This window comes from Labrys sp. LIt4, from assembly GCF_017813775.1.
In the GTDB taxonomy this organism is placed as follows: domain Bacteria; phylum Pseudomonadota; class Alphaproteobacteria; order Rhizobiales; family Labraceae; genus Labrys; species Labrys okinawensis_A.
On the sequence record NZ_JAGIPY010000014.1, the window covers coordinates 48333 to 71180 of the forward strand.

Genomic DNA, 22848 nt, shown 5'->3' on the forward strand with positions numbered 1-22848 from the left:
CCGGGACCGGGTTCCGGTAAGGCGCTTTTTCTGTCGTGAGGTTCCCGGATCAAGCACCTGGTTTGGTCCGCCTGGGAGCCAACGGCTCATGCTGCATCGCGCACCGGAGGACCAAGGAGCCGATGCGCGCTCGCCAACCCCAAAATTCGTCAATTCACTTGAAATATTTGCCCTCTGTGGCGAAAAAATCACCTTTTCGTCACGATTGATATGTTAAAGAACGATCATCTGAGCGCCGCTTTATTGCCCCGCCGGTTATAGATTTTCACATTTCCGAGTTTTCCATGCCCCGTCCTGTTGCCGGCACGGCGCTGGAGCCTGCCGTGCGGCGGGAACCCCAGCCGTCCTTTGCCGAGTTTGTTCTCGTGATTGCCCTGATGATGGGGCTCAGTTCCCTCTCCATCGACAATCTCCTGCCAGCCTTCTCCGCCGTGCGGTCGGAATTCGGCATTGCCGACGCCAACCGCATGCAGCTGATCATCACCGCCTATATGGCGGGTTTTGCCATCATGCAGCTGGCCTGGGGGCCGATCTCCGATTCGATCGGACGCCGCAAGGTGCTGATGATCGGCCTGGGCATCTATACCGCCGGCACGCTCCTGGCGATCTTCGCCCCCAGCTACGAGGTGTTGCTGGCCGCCCGCGCCATCCAGGGCCTCGGCGCCGGTTCGGCCCGCGTGCTCTCCATCGCCATCGTGCGTGACCGCTACGAGGGCCGCGAGATGGCACGGGTGATGTCGCTCACCTTGATGATCTTCATCATCGTGCCGGTGATCGCACCGGCCACGGGGAGCGCCTTCCTGATGCTGGGCGACTGGCGCACCATTTTCATGAGCATGCTGGGCCTGGTGCTGGTGGTGGTGTTCTGGTTCGGCCTGCGCATGCCCGAGACGCTGCATCCCGAATATCGCCGGCCGCTGTTGCTGCCCGCCGTCGCCAGCGGCATGCGCCGGGTGGTGACCACGCGCGCCTCCTTCGCCAACATGCTGGCGATGGGGCTCGCCATGGGCTGCCTGATGACCTATCTCGGCTCGTCCCAGCAGATCTTCGAGACCGACATCTACAAGCTCGGCCCGCTCTTCCCGCTGGCCTTCGCGCTGATCGCCATCTGCATGGGCCTGGCCTCCTTCGCCAATTCCCGGCTGGTGAAGCGGCTCGGCATGCACCGGCTGTCACGCTTCGGCATGGTCGGCTTCTGGCTGATGGCGATGGTGCTGCTCGGTCTCGCCGTGCTGTTCCAGGGCCGGCCGCCGCTGATCTATTTCGGCATCGTCATGGGCGTGGCGCATTTCCTGCTCAGCCTCACAATGCCGAATTTCAACGCGCTGGCGATGGAACCGGTGGGCGACATCGCCGGCACCGCCTCCTCCTTCATCGGCTGCGTCACCACGCTGATGGGCGCGGTGATCGGGGCGGTGATCGGCGAAGCCTATGACGGCACCATCTTCCCGCTTGCCTGCGGCTATCTCGGCCTCTCCAGCCTGTGCATGCTGGTGCTGGTATGGTCGAGCGAACGCGAGGCGGCGGCTGCGGCTCCGGCCGCGACCCCGGCGCTGGTGGCGGGAGAGTGAGGAACAGGCCTATCGAGGGAGCTGCCATGCCGGCGTGATCCCCGGTGAGCCGGCATTCGGGGCTTCAGGCGGCGCGGCGAGTGCCGCCTGGGCCTGCTGGATCTTCGCCATCACCATTGCGGCATCGGGAATCGCCTCGAACCGCGCCGGCTCGGGAGGGGGCGGGTCCTCATCCCGATCGAAATGACCGGGCCTGCCGTCCTGCGGCTTTTGGCGAAGCCAGCCCATGAGGTCGATCCAGACGCCGCCGATCCAAAAACCGCCGGCCAGCAAGGAGTTGAGGCCGCCATCCGGGCCGAAGGTGATGGTGCCCAGGCCGTCGCGTCTTTGCGTGAGGGCGGTCTGCTGCAAGGTCCTGAGGTCGATCGACAGCACTTTTCGACTGAAGAAGCCACCGATGATCAGGGCGCGGTGCGTGGTCAGGGCATAGACCATGTCCCGACGCACATAGGCATCGATGAAAAAGCGCCCGACCAGCAAATAGACGCCAAGCGTGGCAAAGATCGCCAAGGCGGCCATCTCCACCGGATTCATCGTCCTGCCGCGGGCATCCCAGTAAGGCCTCAGGGCCATTCCGAGGAAGACAAGGCTGACGGGAATGGCGAGCCAGTCCGACTTCCTGAACATCAGACCTTCTTTCGGCTTGCCGGCCCACAGAAACTCTTCATTGCCCAGTAGCGGCGCCATTTCCGGAGGCATGGAAGGCGACAACAGATCCGACATGCAGTCTTCTCCGATGCCAGTCGATCCGCACTGGCTGGGGTGTCGCAGAGGAGGAAGTGGAGAGGAAATCAGGATTCCCCGCACGCAGGTTTGGGTCGTCAGCTCGCCCGAGCGATCGGGTTCAGCAAGGCCGCCTGCGCGTCACGAATGCATGCCATCACCTTTGCGGCATTGGGAATGCCCTCGAATTGCGGTGGGGGCGGGGGCGAGGTCTGGTTGCCAAATCGAAGGCGGCCCCAGGTGGCATTCGAGCCCGTGCCGAAGGTCAAGGTGCCCTTGTCATCACCAGCAAGGGAAAGCGACATTTCCGGCAAGGTCCGCAGTTCGAGCGACGTAACGGTGCGCTTGAGAAGTCCGCCGACGATGAGCACGCGCTCATTGGTGACGACGTAGGCCGTTTTCCCTCGTTCCCACGCATCCGCGAAGAAGCGTCCGGCGATCAGGTAGAGACCGACCAGCACGAAGGGAATGCCCCAGAGCCTGAAGAAGAACGGGGCGCCGGACATCACCGCAGTGGTTTCCCAAAAGATGGCGAATCCACCCCACATCAAACTGAATGGGATGAAGGCTGCATCCGAACTGCGCAGCATCAGGCCCTGCTTGGGCCTTCCACTCCAGAGAATGCGCTCGCGATTGGTCAAGAGGCGGGAGATTTCAGGCGGCAGAGATTGGAATGACATGCGAAATGCCTAGGCCGCGATACTTGTACATTGTTGATTCTACGCCTTTCCGTAGCGGTTTCAACTGAAACCGGATCGAAGCTCGACCCCCGACTCCATGCGAATTTTGAGCAATGGCACATTGCGGAGCGTCGTGGCAGCAGGCAAACCAGTGCAAACCTTCTGCTCATTATTTTGCGCCACACTGGCGGCATGAACGCTTCGCTGCCAATCCTCGTCGCTGCCTCCGACCTTGCCGCCGCCAAGGTGCAATGGCTTGCCTATCTCGCCGTCGAGCGGCGCATGAGCCCCAAGACGGTGGAAGCCTATGACCGCGACGTCACCACCTTCCTGCGTTTCCTGACCGGCCATTTCGGTGAGCCGCCGGGATTGGATGACATCGCCTCCCTTGCGCCTCGCGACGTCAGGGCCTTCCTGGCCGCGCGCCGGGCCGATGGCCTGAAACCTCGCTCGCTGATGCGAGCGTTGGCGGCGACGCGGGCTTTCGCCCGTTTCCTCGAGCGCCAGGGCCATGGCGCCAGTGCGGCGCTGTCGGCCGTGCGCGGGCCCAAGCTGCCGCAGAGCCTGCCCAAGCCGCTCGCCCCCGAGGCCGCCCGCAAGGTGGCCTCGGCCGATACGCGCATGGGGGAGGCGCGCGAACCCTGGATTCTGGCGCGCGATGCTGCCGTGCTGGCGCTGTGCTACGGGGCGGGCTTGCGCATTTCCGAAGCGCTCGGCTTGACGCGCAAGGATGCGCCGGTCAGCGGGCGCGACAGTCTCACCGTCATCGGCAAGGGCAACAAGATGCGCTCGGTGCCCGTGATCGCGCCGGTGGCGCGGGCGGTGGAGGATTATCTGAAAATCCTACCCTTCCCGGGTGGGCCGGACGATCCGCTCTTTGTGGGCACACGCGGGGGGCCCCTATCGCCCCGCATCATCCAATATGCCATGCAGCATCTGCGCGGTGCGCTCGGCCTGCCGGACAGCGCCACGCCCCATGCGCTGCGCCATTCCTTCGCCACCCATCTGCTCGGGCGCGGGGGGGACCTGCGTTCCATCCAGGAACTGCTCGGCCATGCGAGCCTGTCGACCACGCAGATCTACACCAAGGTCGATGCGACCGAATTGATGCGGGTCTACCAGTCGGCCCATCCGAGAGCGCGAAGTTGAGAGTGGTATGGAGAGGCCTTCCCCGCGGGGCGGGGAAGGCAGCTTAGATTTCTTACAGCGCCGCTTCGACCATGATCTCGACGTCGAGGCCGGGGCCGGCGAGCTTGGCTTCCACCGTGGCGCGGGCCGGGGCCTGGCCGGCAACCACCCAAGCGTCCCAGGCCTCGTTCATCTCGGCCCAGGTGCCGATGTCGGTGAGCCAGATATTGGCCTTGATCACCTTGGTCTTGTCGGTACCGGCCTCACGCAGCGTCTCGTCGATCTGGGCGAGGATGTCGGCGGTCTGCTCCTTGACCGACTTGCCGACCGCGGTCTCGGCGACATAGCCGGACAGGTGGATCTTGTCGCCATGGATGACGGCGTCGCTCATGCGGTTGCCGGCGCCGATACGCTTCAGGGTCATGTCAGTCTCCAGTTTGTTGAGAGGATCACTCCGCGCGCGGCGGGCGCGACAGCAATTGCTTGATGGCCTGGTCGACGCTGGCCTTGCCGGCCACCAGAGCGGCGACCGCGGTGGCGATCGGCATGTCGACGTGCCTGTCCGCCGCCATGCGCGCCAGGATCGGGGCGGTCCAGACGCCCTCGGCCAGGCCGACATCGGCGATGGCCGTTTCCAGGCCGATGCCCTTGCCGAGCTCTTCGCCGAAGCGCCGGTTGCGCGAGCGCGAGGAGGTGCCGGTGAGGATGAGATCGCCGAGGCCGGACAGGCCTGCCAGCGTCTCCGGGCGGGCGCCGAAGGCAAGGCCGAAGCGCGTGAGTTCGGCGAAGCTGCGGGCGAGGAGGGCGGCCACCGTGCTCTCGCCGAAACCGCGCCCGGCGGCGATGCCGGCCGCGATGGCCAGCACGTTCTTGGCAGCCCCGCCGATCTCCACGCCCCGCATATCGTCCGTGTGGTAGAGCCGGAAGGTCGGCGACCCGATGGCCCTGGCAAGACGCTCGCCGAGGGAGCCGTCGGCGCAGGCCAGCGTCAGGGCCGTCGGATAGGCCTTGGCGATGTCGGCGGCAAAGCCCGGTCCGGAGAGCACGGCAGGAACGCAGCCCGGCAGGATCTCGGCGGCGATCTGCGAGACGAATTCACCGCTGGAGCGCTCGATGCCCTTGGCAGCCAGGATGAGCGGCGTATTGGCCGCGACCGTGCCGGCCAGCCGCCCGCAGACGTGGCGCAGGGCCTGGGTCGGCACCGCCAGGATCAGGGCATCGGCGCGCGCGGCCTCGGCAAGATCGGCGGTGGGATGGATGGCTTCGGGCAGGCCGACGCCATCGAGCCTCGGCAGCCGGCGCGTCTGTGCCAACTCGGCCATGGCCGCTGCATCACGGCCCCACAGGCCGACATGACGGCCGGCCCGTGCGGCCGCACAGGCGAGCGCGGCACCGAAAGCGCCGGCGCCGATCACCCCGATGCTCTTGAAACCGGAGCCGCTCAAGCCTTGGCTCCCTTGCCGATGCCGGCCTTGCCGAGGCCCTGCTTGCCCGCGCCCGGTGCGTTGGGATCGAGCGGCCAGCGCGCCCTGGGACTTACGTCGAGGCCGTCGGTGATGCCGGCCGAGAGGCGCTCGGCGCCCGCCCAGGCGATCATGGCGCCATTGTCGGTGCACAAAGCGGCCGGTGGCATCACGATGCGCAGGCCCGTTTCCGCGCCGAGGCGCTGCAGCCCGCGCCGGATGGCGAGATTGGCGGCAACGCCGCCCGCGATCACCAGGGCGCTGGGGGACTGTCCGGCGGTTTCGCGGAATCGTCGCAGACCCACGCGCGTGCGGTCGACCACCATGTCCACCACCGCCGCCTGGAAGGAGGCGCAGAGGTCGCGGATATCCTTGGCGGCGAGCGGCGCCAGCCTTTCGGCTTCGAGCCGGACCGCCGTCTTCAGGCCCGACAGCGAGAAATTCGGATCCGGCCGTCCCTGCAGCGGCCGGGGAAAGGCGAAGCGGGCGGCATCGCCGCTCATCGCCTGCGCCTCGACGGCGGGGCCGCCGGGATAGCCCAGCCCCAGCATCTTGGCGGTCTTGTCGAAGGCCTCGCCGATGGCGTCGTCGATGGTGGTGCCGAGTCGGACATAGTCGCCGAGGCCACGCACGGCCAGAAGCTGGGTGTGTCCGCCGGAAGCGAGCAGCAGCAGATAGGGGAAGGTGACCTGGTCGGTGAGGCGCGGGGTCAGCGCATGCGCCTCCAGATGGTTGACCGCGACCAGCGGCTTGCCGAGTGAAAGCGCCAGGGCCTTGGCGGTGGTGAGGCCGACGATCACCCCGCCGATCAGGCCAGGCCCGGCGGCGGCGGCGATGCCGTCGAGCCTGTCGAAGCGGACATTGGCCTCTTCCAGGGCCTGCTCGATGATGTGGTCGAGCACCTCGACATGCGCGCGCGCGGCGATTTCCGGCACCACCCCGCCATAGGCGGCGTGCTCGGCGATCTGCGACAGCACGACATTGGACAGAATCTCGCCCTCGCCGTCCTGGTTGCGTGCGACGATGGCGGCGGAGGTTTCGTCGCAGGTGGTTTCGATGCCGAGAACGAGCATGGGACGGGCGGGTACCTGGGCGGCTTGCGATGGATGGATCACCAACAATCGCAAGGACGCGTTGCAAGAGAGAGCCACAGCAAAGAAGCGCTTGCGCCGAAACGCGCCTTTGCTTTTGGAGTTGATGGCCCACCCTATAGCACGATCCGCTCGCCGGGATAGGGGCGAGGGCATGCCGGCCGAGCACGGGAGGCTTCCGTTTCAGCCGTGCCAGTGTGAGCAGCGGATCACCGAGCAGAAATTGCCTCGCTGGAAATGAGGCTCCTTGTCGGCGATCACGTCCGCCTTGACGTTGCCGAAGGTCGTCTGGGGCTTGTGCCGGATGCCGTCATAGAAGGCCTGGATGATGTCCTCCTTGAAATGCGGCGTGCGTGGATGGGCACCGACCACGGCCTCGCGTTCGACCTCGCCATATTGGTCATAGGTCAAGCCGAGGACGTCCATCTCGACGCCCGCCGTCACCAGGGCGATGACGGGGTGCATGTGCTCGGGAATGCCTGGCGTGGTGTGCAGCGCGATCGCCGCCCAGACGAGGTCGATGTCGGCAGGATTGATGCCGCGGCTCGACAGGAAGTCGCGGGCGGCATTGGCGCCGTCGACCTCGAAACGCTCGGTCGCGCTGCTATGGGCTGGCATCAGCCCGAGATCGTGGAACATGGCGCCGGCATAGAGGAGCTCGGGATCGAAGGTCAGCCCGCGGCGCTTGCCGGCCAGGGCGCCGAAATAGAAGACCCGGCTGGAATGGTGGAACAGGAGCGGGGTTTCGGTGTCGCGGATGAAGGCGGTGATGTCCCGGCACAGGCGGCTGTCCGGGATTTCGATGCCTGAAATGGCGGTCATTTCGATCTCTCCAGTGGATTTCACTGGCGCAGAGCCTAGGCCCGCCCTAGATCTGTCTTCAATCGATGTATTACGCCGATTTCTGCCAAAACCGGTTGCAAGCGGACGCCCATGCCAGGATGCCGATGTCTGGGGACGAGACCAAGACCATTGCGATATTGGCCCTGCAGGGCGTCCAGCTGCTCGACGTATCCGGGCCGATGGACGTCTTTGCCGAGGCCAATACGCAGGCCGGCCGGGAGGTCTATCGCCTCCTTGTCGCATCGAGAAGCGATGAGGCGATCCGCAGTTCCTCGGGTGCCCGCCTGCTGCCGGACATGGTGATCGGGGCGGATGGCGGCGAGCCCGTCGATACGCTTCTCGTTGCCGGCAGCCCCAACGCAGCGGTGACCGTGCCCGATGCCGCCGTGCTCGCCTGGCTGAAGCGGATGGCTGCCACGACGCGGCGCTATGGGTCGGTCTGCGCCGGAGCCTTCGTCTTGGCCGCTGCCGGGTTGCTGTCGGGCCGGCGCGTAGCCACCCATTGGGCCGTGGCGGATCGTCTGGCCCGGGCCTATCCCGACATTGCCGTGGAGCCCGACGCCATCCATGTCCGCGACGGGCGGCTGCGCACCGCGGCCGGCGTGACGGCCGGGCTCGACCTTGCCCTGGCCCTGGTCGAGGAGGATCTGGGACGGGAAATCGCCATGCGCGTCGCTGCGCAACTGGTGATGTTCTTCAAGCGTCCCGGCGGCCAGATGCAGTTCAGCCGTCGCGAGGAAGCCCTTCCCGCAGGACGCTCGGCGCTGCAGGAGCTCCAGCGCTGGGTGGCCGCCAATCCTGCCGAGCGCCACAGTGTCGCCAGCATGGCCAGACGCCTCAATCTGAGCCCGCGTCACTTCGCCCGGCTCTTCGCCATGGAGGTCGGCGTGACACCGGCGAGTTGGGTTGAGGCGGCGCGCGTCTCCGCGGCCCGGCGCCTGCTGGAGACAGGTCGAAGCCCGCCCAAACAGGTGGCGGCGGCGTGTGGATTCGCCAATGCCGATGTGCTGCGCCGGGCCTTCATGCGGCATGTCGGCGTCACGCCCGCCGATTATCGCAGGCGCTTCACGCCGGAGGACTGATCGGCATCTTCGGCCATTGCGGGGGAAAACGCCGGCGAAGGTTTGCCTGGCTGCTGCCCGAAACGCTAAACGTTTCACCACTGCCGGATCATTGAGTCGGCGAGAAAGGGGGAAACATGGGCGAACAATTCGACATGTTTCGGACCGAGGCGCTTCCGGAAAGGCAGCCGGCTGCCCGGGCCAAGCGCGCCGCTCCGGCACCGGCCCGCCGGCATGAGGTGCTCGACGAGGCCGCCCTGGTGAGCATGCTCGAAGCCACCGGCCGTTACCGTATCCTGCGCAGGCTGGAGCCCCGCTCCATCGTTCCGCGGGACAAAAGCCGGTTTCCGTGCCTGGCGGTGATCGTCGATACCGAGACGACCGGCCTAGACCACGAAAAGAACGAGATCATCGAGCTCGGCATGGTGGCGGTCACCTATGATCCCGCCGGGCAGGTCGGCGACGTTGTCGGCATCTTCAATGCCCTACGCCAGCCGAGGGAACCGATCCCGCCCGAGATCACCAGGCTGACCGGCATCACCGACGCCATGGTGGCGGGCAAGACGATCTCGACGGCGGAGGTCGAAGCTTTCATCGAGCCCGCGGACCTGGTCATTGCTCATAATGCGCGGTTCGATCGTCCCTTCTGCGAGCGTTTCACGCCAGGCTTCGCACCAAAGCCCTGGGCCTGCTCGAATGTGGAGATTGCCTGGTCCGACCGTGGCTTCGAGGGCACAAAGCTCGGCTATCTCCTGGGGCAGTCGGGCTATTTCCACAACGGGCATCGGGCCGTCGACGATTGCCATGCGTTGCTGGAGGTGCTCGCACGCCCAAACGGGCCGGGCGGGACCGCGCCGTTCGCCGAGCTCCTCAAGGCGTCGGAACGCGCCCGTATTCGAATTTCGGCGACCAACAGTCCCTTCGACATGAAGGAGCGACTCAAGGCGCGCGGCTATCGCTGGAACGACGGCAGCAACGGCCAGCCCAAGAGCTGGTGGACCGAGGTCGACGAGGCGGATGCGGAGGCGGAATTGAAATTCCTTCGCGCCGAGATCTATCAATGGCCGGAAGCGAGGCCCCTGACGCAGCGCCTGGCCGCCACGGATCGGTTCAAGGCCTAGAGCATTTTCCAGAAAAGTCGATAGACTTTTCGATTAAGAAAACGCATCAAAACAAAGAGTTAGACCTCACTTAGCTCTAGCCGGGCGGCAAGGTTGCGAAGTGTTTCTGCGCTCTTCGGCGAGGTTGTGCCGCCCCTCACCCTTACCCTCGCCCCTATCACGGGGAGCGGGTAAGGGTGAGGGGCGGTGCGACGCTACCCTGTCGAGCGAGTCCGGAATTACCAGAGCCGGCTCAGGCCGCCAGATTGTGCCGGAACCAGGAGACGGCGCTGCCCACGATGGTGTCGATCTCGCGGTGCTGGGGATGCCAGCCCAGCAATTCGGCGGCCTTGGTGGCGGCGGCATAGAGGCTGGCGGGGTCGCCGGGCCGCCGCGGCTGGAAACGGATGTCGAGCTTGCGGCCGGTGCAGCGCTGCACCGCCTCGAGGATCTCGATGACCGAGGTGCCGATGCCGGTGCCGAGATTGAAGGCCGAGCTTTCGCCGCCCGCCTTGAGATAGTCGATGGCGCGCACATGCGCGTCGGCGATGTCGGCGACATGCACATAGTCGCGGACTGCCGAGCCGTCCGGCGTGGGGTAGTCCCGGCCCAACACATTGAAGACGGGCCGATGGCTGAGGGCGGCCTGGATGGCCAACGGAATGACATGGGTTTCCGGTTCATGCCTTTCGCCCAACTCGCCGTCGAGGTCCGCGCCGGCGGCATTGAAATAGCGCATCGCAGCCCATTTCAGGCCGTAGGCGGTGCCGTAATCGGCCAGGGCATGCTCCACCGCCAGCTTGGTCGCCCCATAGGGGCTGATCGGGTTGCGCGGTGCGTTTTCCAGGATCGGCAGGCAGGTGGGAATACCATAGGTGGCGCAGGTCGAGGACAGGATGAAGGTCTCGATCTCGTTCAGGCGCACGGCCTCGAGCAAGGTCAACGATCCCATGACATTGTTGGAATAATATTTGGCGGGATCGGCGACCGACTCGCCCACCGTCGAGCTGGCCGCGAAATGCATCACCACTTCGGGCTTGTATTGGGTGATCACCTTGTTGAGAAAGGCGCTGTTGCGGATGTCTCCGACTTCCAGCGGCCCCCATTTCACCGCGTCGGCGTGGCCCAGGGAAAGATTGTCGACGACGACGGGGTCGTAACCTGCCAGAGCCAGGGCCTTGCAGGCGTGGCTGCCGATATAGCCGGCGCCACCAGTTACCAGAACACGAGTCATGTTGGTTTCCATACTTGCCGGGGCTCAATCGAACCGGTCCCGCCTACCGGGACTTCTTATCACGACTGGCCTTTCAGGTGCGTTACTGCCGTTAACCAAGATGTACCCTTAGATCGCCGGGCCGACTAGCTGGGAATGAGCGGTATCGCCGCGCCGAAAGGATAGGGGGGCTCGCGCCCCGGCCCCCTCCCAAAAGGTTGAGGCAACCGCTCATTTCGATGGCGGCGAGGGGACCGGCCTCCTGGCACAAAGTGCGATTTTTCTGAAACCTGCCGTCTCCTTAGCCGTAAATGGCGGCGCGGAGGCCGTCGGGATAGGCGCCGCCGACCCCCGCCACGGCCGTGTTGGTGAACATCACCACCGAAAGCCTGCGTGCCGGGTCCACGAACCAGCTGTGGCCGTAGACGCCGCCCCAGTGCCAGCATCCGGGCGAGCCGCGCATGCCGGCGGCGGCTGGATCGCGCAGGATCGACCAGCCGAGGCTGAAGCCGCAGCCGGGGTCCTCGATATCGAGATCGGGGATCGCATCCTCGCTCAGGAGGCGTTGGCTTTCCGGCGAGAGAATCGGCGCCCCGCCGCTGCGGACCGCTTCGAGGAAAGCGAGGAAATCGCCGGCGGTGCCCACCATGCCGGCGCCGCCGGAGGGGAAGGCGGTGGTGTCGAAAGCCCGCTGCGGCACGAAGGTGAGCCACCAGCCATTGTGGCATACCCTTTGGATCTCGCCCATGCGCACCGGGCGGGGCTCGCCATCGGCATAGGGCGTCGCCAGGCGATGAGGCTTGGTGGCGACGAATTCGGTGTCGGCCATGCCGAGCGGTCCGGTGATGCGTTCGGCCACGATCTCGGGCAGGCTCTTGCCGGCGGCCTTTTCCATCAGCCCGCCCAGCACGTCGATCGCCACCGAGTAGCGCCAGGCGCTGCCGGGCGCGAAGGCCAATGGCTGGGCCGCGATCTTGTCGAGATTTTCCGCCATGCCGCGGCCGGGGTGGTCGAGACCGCTGGAGATGTCGGCGGCGGCATCGTAGTCATAGCGCAGGCCCGCTGTGTGGCTGAGGAGATGGCGCACGGTGATCACCGGTTCGCTGCCGTCGGCGAGCCTGGGGCGGAAAGCCGGAAGGTGGCGGGTCACAGGATCGTCGAGCCTGAGCTGGCCGGCCTCGACCAGCGCCAGGGCGGCGGCGGCCACCATCGGTTTGGTCACCGAGGCGAGGCGGAAGATGGTGTCCTCCCTGATCGGGATGCCGGCTTCGCGGTCGGCGTGGCCGGCGGCCCGGCGATAGACGATCTCGCCCGCCTCGGCCACCAGCACCACGGTGCCGACGATGTGCTCCTCGGCGATGGCGGCATCGATCAGGGCATCGAGGCGTCCGGCGCGGGCCTGGTCGATGACGGGGGAAGGTTGTCCGTGCATGGGGGAAGCTCCGAAGCGGAAAGGTTCCGGACAATCGGCAACAAATCCGCTTCGTTCAAGCCCCTCCCGGGGCGAGCACCCCAAACGATCACTTGCCGGTCTGGTCGCTCCAATTGGCGGTTTCGTTTGTGCCATCGAGGAAGGGCAGGGCGGTCGCCGTGAGCTGCGGCGAGAGGAAGATGTCGTAATGGGTCCGGCCCGGCAGGATGGCGAGGCGGTTCTTGGCCATGTGCTCGCGCTGCCAGCCGGCATCGCGCAGGCCGCCGCCGAGAAGCTGGTAGAATTTGATCACATGCTCGGGGCGGTACATGTCGCTGTCGCCAAAGATCAGCATCACCGGCATGGTCAGCTTCGGCACGTCGGACGACCAGTCATAGGGCTTGCGCATCAGCGCGCCCATGGCGTCGAGCAGGCGCGGGAACTCGGCGGGGTCGGGCGCGACCTTGACATAGGATTGGTACATCGGCGTCGCCTTCATCATCTCGGCCATACCGGCGCCGACCTGGGCCTGCATCGGCAGCATCTCGGGATAGAAGCCGTCCTGGGCAAAGCCTGCCGAGACCAGCACCAGCCGGCGCACCTTGTCGGGATGCTGGGCGGCGAGCTGGAAGGCGACGCCGCCGCCCATCGAATAGCCCAGCACGTCGACCTGGCCGTAGCCGAGCTTGGCGAGGATCTGGCCCATATCGTCGCCTATGGCCTTGAGATCGATCGGGCGCTGGCCGAGCGGCGTGCGGCCATGGCCCTGGAGATCGACGGCGATGATCTGGCGATGAGCGGCCAGCACCGGCATGACGGGCTGGAACATGTCGATGGAGCCGAGGCCGCCGTGCAGCAGGAGAAGCGGTTCGCCGCTCCCCCGCACCTCGTAGTAATAATTCACGCCGCCGGTCTCGACATGGCCGCTCTTGGCCGGCGCCTGCGCGGGCGTCGCCGTCTGTGCGGCAGCCGCGGCACCCGGGATGGCAGCAAGGCTGCCGGCGCCGATCACGAGCACGGCCAGCAGGGATTTCAGGATGGAGGCTTTCGCCATGGTTCGTCACTCCTGTCTCGACGGATGAGGGCGGTGGAACTTCGAGCCGCGCGGGCCGTTCTTTGCCCACCGGTTGTCGCGCAAAGGACGCGGGCCAACGGGCCTTTCCGACATTGGACGAGTGATTTTTTGCGGAGCCAGCCGGCCGGAGGAGTGCAGGGTCGAGTCGATTTGCGGCCCACTGTGGCGATTTTGCTCTATCGAAGGAACGACAAGCAGTGTTATAAATCCGTACAAGAAGCTAACTGTATGGCTCTGTTGAATTTTTTGTTTCCGGTCCGGTTAAGTGAAATAGGCGGTCGGAAGCGGGGCGAGCGGCTTGGACAAGGCCGAATTTCGTGTGATGCAGGCCCGCTGAGCGGGCCGGTGTTTCACGCCGATCTCACGCCGAACACCGACAGTGCCGCGAGAACGCGCTTGGGCCAGGGAACAAGGTAGGTCGACATGATGGATGATATCGATGACCTCGACGGCAAGAGCGGAGCGATCGAAGCGCCGGTATTGACCAGCCTGCTGCGCCTCGCCTCGCCTCCCAGCGGCAGCTTCGTGCTGGCCGAATTCCATTTCGACGGGGACGCCGTCCTGAAGGTGCCCCTCTCGCCCGAAGCCGCCGAGGCCCTGCATACCGCCCTCGGCCTCTGGCTCGCCACCACCGGGAGCGAACCCCCGGTGCGGCACTAGGCGCAGACGGCCGCCCAGCCTCCGAAACGTTGCAATTGTTCGGTACCAACTCGGGAAGCGGCCTATTCTTCTCTGCCTGGCTAGCAGCGGCGCGCGTCAGTTGCTGCTGGACCGCAATCTCTCAAACGCTATTCTCCGAACCGTCGTGCACCATCTGGTAGATGCGTTGCCGCTGGACCGCGATCTCTGAAACGCTATTCTGCTCATCACCAGCGCCAGGGCCTCGCGACGGTTGCCGCTGGACCGCGATCTCTGAAACGCTATTCTGCCTTGCTCTTCGGAGACCAGCCAGGCGGGGTTGCCGCTGGACCGCGATCTCTGAAACGCTATTCTTCCTGACGCAATCGGCGGCGATCAACCTGAGTTGCCGCTGGACCGCGATCTCTGAAACGCTATTCTAGGTGAAGCGCGAGAGCGCCCGCACTATCAGTTGCCGCTGGACCGCGATCTCTGAAACGCTATTCTCTCGAGGCAATTGAGCCGAACCAGATGGGGTTGCCGCTGGACCGCGATCTCTGAAACGCTATTCTCGAAGCGTGGAAGGCGCACAGCACCTTTGAGTTGCCGCTGGACCGCGATCTCTGAAACGCTATTCTTGGAGAGCCCAAAGGCGCGAGGCGAATTCAAGTTGCCGCTGGACCGCGATCTCTGAAACGCTATTCTCAATGTCTATGTCGTGGGGCTGGCCGCGTCGTTGCCGCTGGACCGCGATCTCTGAAACGCTATTCTCCCTGACGATGCGCAGATGCTAGAGTCTCGGTTGCCGCTGGACCGCGATCTCTGAAACGCTATTCTTCAGCAGAAGGCGTTGGCCAAGGACAGCTTTGTTGCCGCTGGACCGCGATCTCTGAAACGCTATTCTAGATTGCCAGGAGCGCAAGAGCGTTCGCCCGTTGCCGCTGGACCGCGATCTCTGAAACGCTATTCTACCACTTTGTTGCCATCTCACGCCTCCTAGTTGCCGCTGGACCGCGATCTCTGAAACGCTATTCTGTAGACCTCATAGTTCCGCTCGAACTGCTCGTTGCCGCTGGACCGCGATCTCTGAAACGCTATTCTGCGCACGAACATCGTCAGCAGTCCATGCAAGTTGCCGCTGGACCGCGATCTCTGAAACGCTATTCTCGTCCTCTTCCGCGACATACCTGTCAGAAGGTTGCCGCTGGACCGCGATCTCTGAAACGCTATTCTGCCAAGCTGCAGGTTGAGCTGCACGCCGGAGTTGCCGCTGGACCGCGATCTCTGAAACGCTATTCTCCTGGTCGCTCTTCCCGACGGCCTCACGCGGTTGCCGCTGGACCGCGATCTCTGAAACGCTATTCTACCAAGGCTGGTGTACGCGTGCCTCGATGGTTGCCGCTGGACCGCGATCTCTGAAACGCTATTCTCGTATTCGTCATCAGGCAATATCGTGATGCGTTGCCGCTGGACCGCGATCTCTGAAACGCTATTCTATTCCGTACATGGTGGACGCGTCCACTGGAGTTGCCGCTGGACCGCGATCTCTGAAACGCTATTCTCACGGGTACCGATGGCACTGACACCTCGTTGTTGCCGCTGGACCGCGATCTCTGAAACGCTATTCTCTTGATTAACGGCACAATCGAAGTGCCGCAGTTGCCGCTGGACCGCGATCTCTGAAACGCTATTCTTTGATGGCCAAGACCCCGAACAGAACCGTGTTGCCGCTGGACCGCGATCTCTGAAACGCTATTCTGCTGTCTGCGTCGAGCACATGCCGGTGCGCGTTGCCGCTGGACCGCGATCTCTGAAACGCTATTCTTTTAAAATATTCCGCTGCAAAATCATACCCGTTGCCGCTGGACCGCGATCTCTGAAACGCTATTCTATCACCTTTTTGCTGGTGATCAGTTGGTATGTTGCCGCTGGACCGCGATCTCTGAAACGCTATTCTCCCAACCGCAACTAGCAACGGGCAGGAAGAGTTGCCGCTGGACCGCGATCTCTGAAACGCTATTCTAAGATGGATCGTTTCAAGAACGAGACCACAGTTGCCGCTGGACCGCGATCTCTGAAACGCTATTCTAGCCCTTCAAGAACGTGCAGACCGAGCCTGGTTGCCGCTGGACCGCGATCTCTGAAACGCTATTCTCGATGAGTCGATATCCTTTTGGAAACAAAGGAAATATCGGTCTCGTCGAGGATTGCGAAATGCAGATTCGACCTAGAAAAGTGCCAGTTGATCGGGGTTTTTCTTCTGCCGTTTCCGGCGCTGGCCCGAGAAGCGCACGATGTTCTCATACTGCTTGTCCGTGAAGGTGAGGATGTGCACATCGCCGCGATCCGGAAGATTGGCCTGGATCCGTCTGAGATAGGCTTCGAACTGCTCCTTTCCGTTGCAGAAGCGAGCATAGACCGAAAACTGGCTCTTTTCGAATCCTTCATCGAGCAGATATTCGCGAAATTTGGTGGCCGCTCGGCTTTGCGCCTTGGTCGTCACCGGCAGATCGAACATTACGAAGATCCACATAAGGCGGTACCCGTTGAGCTGGGTGGGGATCATGTCATCAGGGCTCCCAACCCTGTGAGTTCAATGGGGGAGGGCGGCCTGGGCAGCACCAGTTCGTTCGAGTTTCCGGTTTCGAAGCAACGCGCGAGCGATTGGGCGAGCCTGGTGGCCGCCGCCGAGACGGGCGTGGTGCCGTTCTCGCCGGTAAGGTCGAGGGCGATGAGTCCGGCAAAAGCCCGCTTGGCAGGAGGGGTCACCTCCTGGCAACCCTGCGCCAGCAACTGCAGGGTGAGCGCATCGACCAGCGGCCGGAATGGCTCGACCAGATCGTCGGCCAGGGCGAAGGCATTGCCGCGATTGGCGTGATGGATGCCGATGGAGGGATGCAGGCCGGCGGCCACCACACTCCGGGCAAGCAGCGAGCGCAGGATGGTGTAGCCGTAATTGAGCAAACCGTTGGCGCCGCCTGCGTCCCGGTCGCGCCGGAACTCCTCGCCCATCAGCAGCGGCCAGTAGCGCCGGGCGGCCTGTGCCTCGATATTGTCGGGATCGCCGGAGCGCACCCGTCGAACCAGCATCTCGAAGGCGCCGGCTTCCGTCCCGCGCGCCTCCAGCACGGCCGCCTGCCAGCGGATCTTTGCGATGACGATCTCACGCCAGAGCTGCTTGGCGAGCGGGCGCCCAGCCTCCCATTGCGCCCGCATGCGCGCATTCTGGCCGTGATGTCCATCGAGCGGCAGGCACACCGCCACCGGCGCATGATTGGCGGCGCATAGGACCATTGGTACCGCTCGTTCGGCCAGCGCGACCACCAGATTGGTCGTCCAGGTCGTGCCATGGGCATGGACGATGACGGCGGCAATGTCGTCGAGCGGGACGCGGCCGACCTCCTGCCGACCCTCGCTCACGACCAGGAAGCCGCGCAGGGCGTGGAGATGGCGACCATCGGTGGCGATGTCGACGATCCTCTCCATGATGGTCAGGCTTGTCTGTGCGCACGCGGGCCGGGGTCCCAGACACGGCCGAGTGCGTCGATACGAACCTGCCGGGCTTTCACTCGCTTCAATCCCCCCGGCCCGGGAGAGAAATATTTGAAAGGATCCTGATCGTTGGGGGTCGCATCCCTGCGTTTCAGGTCTCCTGCTTCGTGCGCCTCCACCAAGGTGATCTGACCGTTCTGGCCGAATTTCGCCACACGGGCCAGTTTGCGCTCCCCGCCATCCGGCTCGATTGCAAGCATGTCGTTCTGGTGCAGTGACAGCACTTTACGTGCCGTCGGATTGTCGCGCCGGATCGCCGAGGTCCAGCCGGGTTGATGGGCGTCATACATCGACACGACCTCGGCCATCCATTTGCCGTCCTTTAGCTCCCAGACATCGTAGCGATAGTTGGAATCGCCCTTGTAGCCCTTATAGGCGCGGCCCTGTCTGTCGCAGATCGGAATCACCCGGAGCGGCTCGACCACGCGCAGGCGCCGGATGCGGCGGAAGGGTAGCGGGCCGAGTTCTGGAAATTGCAGCAGCCTCGTCTCGAAGGCCTTGCCGTCGAGGCCTCGGGTCCAGGCTAGCAGTGCTGCCTTGAGATCGGGGTCGCGCACAGCCTCGATGTCGCCAGCCGCTTTCAAGGCTGACAAGGGCACGCGGTGAACCACGATATCGTTGCCGCGTCCATCCTTCTCGCCGGTGAGGCCATAGGCGGTGTCGTTGTGCAGGCGGCCGGCGGTGGCGCCGCTGCCGCCCTGCCTGGCCACGGTGCCATGATCGGCCCGGTGGCTGACGACGATGGAGCGGATCACTTGCCGCGCTTCCTCGCTGAAGCCTTGCCATGGCTCGGGAAGGTCGGCGGTCACGCGGTTAGCCGCCTCGTGGCCGCGCTGCCCGGCCTCGCGTGCAATGCGGCTGAGCAGGCCCCGGTCCGTCACCGCAATCACCAAAGCATCGATGGCGTGGTGGCGATGGTCGCGCCGGTTCTTGGGCTGGTCGGCGCCGCCCGCCAGATTGTGGTCGGGCAGCAGCGAATTGAGGCCCCAGCTCCGCCGCAGCATCTCCGTCAGCCGTCCGGGCGAGACCCAGACCTTGGAACTGCCCTCGCCCGAGCCGGGATAGAGGGCGGAGAGGTATTCGCGCGCCAAGCGCGAGAGATATTGGGTATCGGTGAGCTGTCGAGCCAAGAAACCGCCCTGACCCTCGAAGCGCGAGAGGGCGTCCGGCTCGAAGCGCCAGCGTTTTTCGCGCGACAATAGAGCGGCGCGGGCGGCAATCGCCTCCCACTCGGCGTCAGGGCCGAATTTGGCGGCGAGATCGGCGGCCGCTTCGGTGGGCGAGCGATTGCGCTTGATGCGGTTGGCCTCGCGCAGGCACACCGTCTTGTTGGCGTTGGAATCGTCCAAAGTCGCGCTGAACGGCAGGATGTGATCGACTTCCGCCGTGCCGTTGAACAGCATCTCGATCGAGATTTGCCGGCCGGAATAGGGGCAGCGCCGGTCGAGCACATTCTCGCGGTTCAATTCCTCCCACAATTTCAATAGGTTGCGGTTGCCGCCCTTGTCGTCCTTGCCGATTTCCCTCAGCTTGAGCGATCGCTTCTCCGCCGCTTCCCGGTTCTGGCGGTTGCGTGTATTCACCTCGCGCTTCTTCTCGTCGTCGAGCTTGAGCTCCCGCGCCAGCTCGATGGCGATTTCCTCGGGCGGGCCGTAGCGTCGGATCAGGGCATTGACCACGCGGCGCAACTGATTGAGGCCGATATGCACGGTCGGATTGGTGAGGCGGCCGATGCGCAATGCGTCGTCGTTCTCGCCGGGATCGGCGGAGCCCGGCATGATGAAGCGTTCCAGCGGCTCGCCATAATAGGGCAGCTCGATCTCGCCCTTGTCGTTGCGCCAGAATTCGCAGGTGCGAAAATCCGAATGATGGCCGAGCCCGGCCTTCGCCACCGCTTCGCTATAGACGATCACCTCGGCCCGCAGCGCCTCGATCAGTCTCGCTGTCGCGGTGGGGCCGAAGCGTCCGAACCCCTCCGGCAGGCGGGCTCGCGCCGTCGCCTCGGCCTGTTCGGGCGAAAGGCCGTGCTCCGCCAGCAACCAGGCAAGCAGGGCGGCCTCGTCTTCGTCGCTCTCCTGTTCGCGGATGCGATCGATCACCTGCCATTGCCTCTCCGGCGACAAATGCGCCCAGCGTGGGCCGAAGCGGGTCTTGGTGCCGAGTTCGGCGGCCACTTCGGCACCCTTCAACTCCTTGCGGTTGTCGCTTTCCTTGTTGAAGCGAGCCTCCGGGTCGAGCTTGAGCACCTTGGTGCGAAGATTGTCGAAGCCGACTGTGCGCTTGTCCTTGAGCTTGAGATAGAGCAGGTCGCGTTCCTGGCGCGTCAGGGCACGCGCCGTCTCGCCAGGCAGCACGATCTTGAGAGCATTCAGCTCTTCCAGGAGGCGGCGGGCCTGGAACAGGGGATGGGCCTTGGGCAGGCGTTCCTCGCCCGGCACCAGCGTGCAAGTGCCGATGCGCGGCTTCTTCAGCGGGCGCTGATGGAAGATCACCTCGAACACCCGCTTGCGATTCTCCTCGGTAAGGGCTGCGGGATGATGTGGCGCCTGACGGGCCCAGATCGTTTCGAATTCCTCCTCCAGCATCCGCCGGTAGGGATAGAAGTCGTAGCCTTCTGCCGCTCCCGGTTTGAGGCGAGCCCGCACGCCGGGAATGGTGTTGGCGTCTTCCGCCAAAACCCGGCGCCGGTGCAGATAGGCGCCAAGCGTTTCGGCGCCTGCCTCCTCCATGGCATCATAGAGACGGTTGACGCCGATCCGGATCTTGCCGTCCTCATTGTCCTTGCCGCGATCGGCCTTGCGGTTCGACTTGAAGCCGCGTCGCTGGTTGAGGTGAAACAGCGCCCGCCCGACATGATGCAGCGGCAGCGGCTCGTCGAGAGCCCGCGCCCGCAGTGCGAAGGGATCGAGTCCTTCCAGCGCCTTGCGTTCGACGGCATCGGCCGGAAACAGGCCGGTAAGTGTGAGATGCTTCAGTAAGGCGGCCTGGCGTTGCTTGAAGCGATCTCGCCGCCGCCGCATAGCGCGCGCTGCCCGCCGGTCCACGGCGAGGGACGCCCCGGATTTGGGATCGCGGCCATCGGCGAAGATGCGCGAGCCTGCGGCGATCACGTGATCGGGAGCACCGTCGGCGTCCAGCCGCACGGCCGCCCAGCCGAGCGAGTTCGTGCCGAGATCGATGCCGAGCCGCCAACGGAGAGATTTCAGGGTATTCAATTTTTCAGCTCCCCAACCGAAGTAAGGGCTGCAGCGTTCCTGCGGACCTCGGCAGGATCCTATTGATGCCCCGCGTGACAGCAGCGTTATGGAGGTTGGATTTTGAGCAAAGGCATATAGGGAATTGACGCCTGCCATGGAGACGCTATTCTGAAGCCTTCAGAGATCGCGGTCTGGCGGTTAACAAGCAGCCAGTCTGCACCAGATAAGGGCAGCGCTCCGGCGCTGCCTTTTTATTTGGGATGAGACAGAGCTTATCCGGAGAGACGTTCGATCGTGTCCATTCTGTTGCGCCTCGGCACGCGAGGCAGTCCGCTTGCATTGGCGCAGGCCCGGCAGACGCAGGCCTTGCTTGCCGGTCTCCTGGAGATCGCGCCCGAGCGTATCGAAATCCGGGTGATCAAGACCTCCGGGGACATGATCCGTGACCGGCCGCTGTCGGAAGTGGGCGGCAAGGGGCTGTTCACCAAGGAGATCGAGCGGGCGCTGGAAGACGGCGAGGTCGATATCGGCGTGCATTCTTGCAAGGACATGCCGACCGCGCTGCCCGACGGCCTCGTGCTGGCGGGCTTTCTGGAGCGCGAGGATGTTCGCGATGCGCTGATCGCGCCCGGTATCGCCTCCTTCGCCGCGCTGCCGCAGGGCGCCGTGGTCGGCACGGCGGCGCTGCGGCGCCAGGCCCAGGTCAAGCATCTCAGGCCCGATCTCAAGACAGTGCTGTTCCGCGGCAATGTCGAGACGCGCCTGCGCAAGCTCGCCGAAGGGCAGGCCGATGCCACGCTGCTGGCCGTGGCCGGCCTGAAGCGTCTCGGCCTCCTCGCCCATGCCAGCGCCATCCTGTCCGAGGAAGACTTCCTGCCTGCCGTCGGCCAGGGGGCGATCTGCCTGGAGACCCGGGCTGACGATGGCGAAACCAACCGTCATGTCGCCGGCATCGACCATCGCGACACCCATCTCGCCGTGGCGCTGGAGCGGGCGTTCCTCACCGTGCTGGACGGCTCCTGCCGCACCCCGATCGCCGGCCACGCCGTGGTGGAGGGGGACGCCATCCGCTTTCGCGGCCTCATTCTCAAGCCGGACGGCAGCGAGGTGCACGAAGCCCGGCGCAGCGGCGGCGTCGAAGAGGCCGAGGCGCTCGGACGCTCGGCCGGCGAGGAACTGCGCGCCCGAGGAGGCGAGGGGTTCTTTGCCAGCTGACGGCCGCGGCGTGTGTGAGCGTTAGGATTGCCCGCGGAGGGCGGGCCGCGGCGCCTGCCGGAATGCCTCATCCTGCTGCATGGATGGCGCGGGCGGTGACTTTTCGGCGGAGAGACTAACATGGCGCGCATACTCGTCACCCGGCCGATCGAGGAAGCAAGGCAGACGGCGCAGGTCCTCGTGCGGCTCGGTCACGAACCGCTGGTCGAGCCGATGCTGGAGATCGTGTTCGGGGGCGATGCCCTGCCGGCGGGGCGGTTCGATGCCCTCATCGTCACCAGCGGCAATGCCCTGGCCGCTGTCCACGAGCGGCCGGAATTCCATGGGCTCACCGCCACGCCCCTGATCGCGGTGGGCCGCCGCACCGGGGCCGTCGCCCGCGCCATGGGCTTTATGGACGTCGAGATCTTCGGTCGCGACGTCGCAAGCCTGATCGCCCATGTCCGCCAGGCCTGGCGCGAACCTCACCGGGCTCTCTATCTGGCGGGGGCCGACCGGACCGGCGATCTCGTCGGGACCCTGGGAGCGATGGGACACCGCATCGAGCTCGCCGTCGTCTACAGGGCGCATCAGGCGATGGGGTTCCGGCCGGAGGTCGCGGCCGCTCTGTCTGGAGGGGAGATCGACGGCGTGCTGCATTATTCGGCGCGTACGGCGGAAGCCTTCATCGCCTGCGCAGGCGGAGCCGAGGCCGTGGCACAGCTGCCGGTGCGGCATCTGTGCCTGTCGCGCAAGGTGGCCGAGGTGATGTCGGCCACCGGCGCCGCCGAGGTCGTCTTTCCGGAGCGCCCGGAGGAGGACGCGCTGCTGGCCTTGATCTAGGGTGATTCCAGATCGCCGAGGCCCACCGTTTCCGGACGCCGTGACGCCGGACACGGTTTAGCCCGCTTCGGTTCGGGCAAATTGG

Annotated in this window: 19 protein-coding genes and 1 CRISPR repeat array; of the genes, 7 read left to right on the forward strand and 12 right to left on the reverse strand. The window is 64.9% G+C overall.

All coding sequences use genetic code 11. The features are described 5' to 3' along the window. Positions 1-284 precede the first annotated feature (284 nt). Positions 285-1571, forward strand: a complete 1287-nt coding sequence (locus J8I29_RS22650) for a multidrug effflux MFS transporter (RefSeq protein WP_209433390.1) — start codon at positions 285-287, stop codon at positions 1569-1571. A 9-nt stretch (positions 1572-1580) separates the two neighbouring features. Here the strand turns inward: J8I29_RS22650 and J8I29_RS22655 are convergent, their stop codons facing one another. Together J8I29_RS22655 and J8I29_RS22660 are read right to left on the reverse strand one after the other, a co-directional pair. Beyond that, the gene (locus J8I29_RS22655) at positions 1581-2294 is read right to left on the reverse strand and encodes a PH domain-containing protein (protein ID WP_209433391.1); all 714 of its coding nucleotides are present in this window, start codon (positions 2292-2294) and stop codon (positions 1581-1583) included. Positions 2295-2392: 98 nt separating this feature from the next. Next, on the reverse strand, positions 2393-2884 hold the full coding sequence (locus J8I29_RS22660; protein WP_146126955.1) for a PH domain-containing protein: 492 nt from the start codon (positions 2882-2884) through the stop codon (positions 2393-2395). 282 nt (positions 2885-3166) lie between these two features. Between J8I29_RS22660 and J8I29_RS22665 the strand changes: the two genes are divergently transcribed. Continuing rightward, the gene (locus J8I29_RS22665) at positions 3167-4123 is read left to right on the forward strand and encodes a tyrosine recombinase XerC (protein WP_209433392.1); all 957 of its coding nucleotides are present in this window, start codon (positions 3167-3169) and stop codon (positions 4121-4123) included. Between the two features lie 52 nt (positions 4124-4175). Here the strand turns inward: J8I29_RS22665 and J8I29_RS22670 are convergent, their stop codons facing one another. The 4 genes from J8I29_RS22670 to J8I29_RS22685 form a co-directional block, all read right to left on the reverse strand. Continuing rightward, positions 4176-4526, reverse strand: coding sequence for a RidA family protein (locus J8I29_RS22670; protein WP_105863594.1), 351 nt, complete (start codon positions 4524-4526; stop codon positions 4176-4178). 25 nt (positions 4527-4551) lie between these two features. Further along, a complete protein-coding gene (locus J8I29_RS22675; protein ID WP_209433393.1) occupies positions 4552-5547 on the reverse strand; it encodes an NAD(P)H-dependent glycerol-3-phosphate dehydrogenase in 996 nt (331 codons plus the stop codon). After that, positions 5544-6638, reverse strand: coding sequence for a tRNA (adenosine(37)-N6)-threonylcarbamoyltransferase complex transferase subunit TsaD (gene tsaD, locus J8I29_RS22680; RefSeq protein ID WP_209433394.1), 1095 nt, complete (start codon positions 6636-6638; stop codon positions 5544-5546). The genes J8I29_RS22675 and tsaD overlap by 4 nt, the downstream gene beginning before the upstream one ends. Positions 6639-6839: 201 nt before the next feature. Continuing rightward, a complete protein-coding gene (locus tag J8I29_RS22685; RefSeq protein WP_209433395.1) occupies positions 6840-7478 on the reverse strand; it encodes an HD domain-containing protein in 639 nt (212 codons plus the stop codon). A gap of 125 nt (positions 7479-7603) precedes the next feature. On the opposite strand from J8I29_RS22685, the gene J8I29_RS22690 reads away from it, so the two are divergent. Both J8I29_RS22690 and J8I29_RS22695 read left to right on the forward strand, forming a co-directional pair. Beyond that, positions 7604-8581 (forward strand): GlxA family transcriptional regulator, encoded by a 978-nt coding sequence (locus tag J8I29_RS22690; RefSeq protein WP_209433396.1) that lies wholly within the window; start codon positions 7604-7606, stop codon positions 8579-8581. A 116-nt stretch (positions 8582-8697) separates the two neighbouring features. Continuing rightward, positions 8698-9681, forward strand: a complete 984-nt coding sequence (locus J8I29_RS22695) for a 3'-5' exonuclease (RefSeq protein ID WP_209433397.1) — start codon at positions 8698-8700, stop codon at positions 9679-9681. A gap of 232 nt (positions 9682-9913) precedes the next feature. On the opposite strand, the gene galE is transcribed toward J8I29_RS22695, so the two are convergent. From galE to J8I29_RS22710, 3 genes are all read right to left on the reverse strand, one after another. Next, positions 9914-10894, reverse strand: a complete 981-nt coding sequence (gene galE, locus J8I29_RS22700) for a UDP-glucose 4-epimerase GalE (protein WP_105863672.1) — start codon at positions 10892-10894, stop codon at positions 9914-9916. A gap of 280 nt (positions 10895-11174) precedes the next feature. Continuing rightward, positions 11175-12305 (reverse strand): serine hydrolase domain-containing protein, encoded by a 1131-nt coding sequence (locus J8I29_RS22705; RefSeq protein WP_209433398.1) that lies wholly within the window; start codon positions 12303-12305, stop codon positions 11175-11177. 88 nt (positions 12306-12393) lie between these two features. Beyond that, positions 12394-13338, reverse strand: a complete 945-nt coding sequence (locus tag J8I29_RS22710) for an alpha/beta fold hydrolase (RefSeq protein WP_209433399.1) — start codon at positions 13336-13338, stop codon at positions 12394-12396. 444 nt (positions 13339-13782) lie between these two features. Between J8I29_RS22710 and J8I29_RS22715 the strand changes: the two genes are divergently transcribed. After that, the gene (locus J8I29_RS22715) at positions 13783-14019 is read left to right on the forward strand and encodes a hypothetical protein (RefSeq protein WP_209433400.1); all 237 of its coding nucleotides are present in this window, start codon (positions 13783-13785) and stop codon (positions 14017-14019) included. 99 nt (positions 14020-14118) lie between these two features. Further along, positions 14119-16132: a CRISPR direct-repeat array (repeat unit 36 nt; unit sequence GTTGCCGCTGGACCGCGATCTCTGAAACGCTATTCT). 72 nt (positions 16133-16204) lie between these two features. Here the strand turns inward: J8I29_RS22715 and cas2 are convergent. Genes cas2 through cas9 form a run of 3 tightly spaced genes read right to left on the reverse strand, consistent with a single transcriptional unit; the run spans position 16205 to position 20744 of the window. Then, positions 16205-16543, reverse strand: a complete 339-nt coding sequence (cas2, locus tag J8I29_RS22720; protein WP_245197259.1) for a CRISPR-associated endonuclease Cas2 — start codon at positions 16541-16543, stop codon at positions 16205-16207. Beyond that, positions 16540-17463 (reverse strand): type II CRISPR-associated endonuclease Cas1, encoded by a 924-nt coding sequence (cas1, locus tag J8I29_RS22725; protein ID WP_245197260.1) that lies wholly within the window; start codon positions 17461-17463, stop codon positions 16540-16542. The genes cas2 and cas1 overlap by 4 nt, the downstream gene beginning before the upstream one ends. Before the next feature lie 5 nt (positions 17464-17468). Further along, positions 17469-20744 carry a type II CRISPR RNA-guided endonuclease Cas9 gene (gene cas9, locus J8I29_RS22730; RefSeq protein ID WP_245197261.1) on the reverse strand — a complete coding sequence of 1092 codons (3276 nt, stop codon included), beginning with the start codon at positions 20742-20744 and terminating at the stop codon, positions 17469-17471. A gap of 273 nt (positions 20745-21017) precedes the next feature. Between cas9 and hemC the strand changes: the two genes are divergently transcribed. Then, positions 21018-21941 carry a hydroxymethylbilane synthase gene (hemC, locus tag J8I29_RS22735; protein ID WP_209433436.1) on the forward strand — a complete coding sequence of 308 codons (924 nt, stop codon included), beginning with the start codon at positions 21018-21020 and terminating at the stop codon, positions 21939-21941. Between the two features lie 120 nt (positions 21942-22061). Continuing rightward, positions 22062-22763 carry a uroporphyrinogen-III synthase gene (locus J8I29_RS22740; protein ID WP_209433402.1) on the forward strand — a complete coding sequence of 234 codons (702 nt, stop codon included), beginning with the start codon at positions 22062-22064 and terminating at the stop codon, positions 22761-22763. Positions 22764-22848: the final 85 nt, after the last annotated feature.

Excerpts from the sequence above, each read along its gene's own strand:
- J8I29_RS22650 (WP_209433390.1), top strand. The coding sequence starts at position 285 with ATGCCCCGTCCTGTTGCCGGCACGGCGCTGGAGCCTGCCGTGCGGCGG.
- J8I29_RS22655 (WP_209433391.1), bottom strand. The coding sequence starts at position 2,294 with ATGTCGGATCTGTTGTCGCCTTCCATGCCTCCGGAAATGGCGCCGCTA.
- J8I29_RS22660 (WP_146126955.1), bottom strand. The coding sequence starts at position 2,884 with ATGCTGCGCAGTTCGGATGCAGCCTTCATCCCATTCAGTTTGATGTGG.
- J8I29_RS22665 (WP_209433392.1), top strand. The coding sequence starts at position 3,167 with ATGAACGCTTCGCTGCCAATCCTCGTCGCTGCCTCCGACCTTGCCGCC.
- J8I29_RS22670 (WP_105863594.1), bottom strand. The coding sequence starts at position 4,526 with ATGACCCTGAAGCGTATCGGCGCCGGCAACCGCATGAGCGACGCCGTC.
- tsaD (WP_209433394.1), bottom strand. The coding sequence starts at position 6,638 with ATGCTCGTTCTCGGCATCGAAACCACCTGCGACGAAACCTCCGCCGCC.
- J8I29_RS22685 (WP_209433395.1), bottom strand. The coding sequence starts at position 7,478 with ATGACCGCCATTTCAGGCATCGAAATCCCGGACAGCCGCCTGTGCCGG.
- J8I29_RS22690 (WP_209433396.1), top strand. The coding sequence starts at position 7,604 with ATGTCTGGGGACGAGACCAAGACCATTGCGATATTGGCCCTGCAGGGC.
- J8I29_RS22695 (WP_209433397.1), top strand. The coding sequence starts at position 8,698 with ATGGGCGAACAATTCGACATGTTTCGGACCGAGGCGCTTCCGGAAAGG.
- galE (WP_105863672.1), bottom strand. The coding sequence starts at position 10,894 with ATGACTCGTGTTCTGGTAACTGGTGGCGCCGGCTATATCGGCAGCCAC.
- J8I29_RS22705 (WP_209433398.1), bottom strand. The coding sequence starts at position 12,305 with ATGCACGGACAACCTTCCCCCGTCATCGACCAGGCCCGCGCCGGACGC.
- J8I29_RS22710 (WP_209433399.1), bottom strand. The coding sequence starts at position 13,338 with ATGGCGAAAGCCTCCATCCTGAAATCCCTGCTGGCCGTGCTCGTGATC.
- J8I29_RS22715 (WP_209433400.1), top strand. The coding sequence starts at position 13,783 with ATGATGGATGATATCGATGACCTCGACGGCAAGAGCGGAGCGATCGAA.
- cas2 (WP_245197259.1), bottom strand. The coding sequence starts at position 16,543 with ATGATCCCCACCCAGCTCAACGGGTACCGCCTTATGTGGATCTTCGTA.
- cas1 (WP_245197260.1), bottom strand. The coding sequence starts at position 17,463 with ATGGAGAGGATCGTCGACATCGCCACCGATGGTCGCCATCTCCACGCC.
- J8I29_RS22740 (WP_209433402.1), top strand. The coding sequence starts at position 22,062 with ATGGCGCGCATACTCGTCACCCGGCCGATCGAGGAAGCAAGGCAGACG.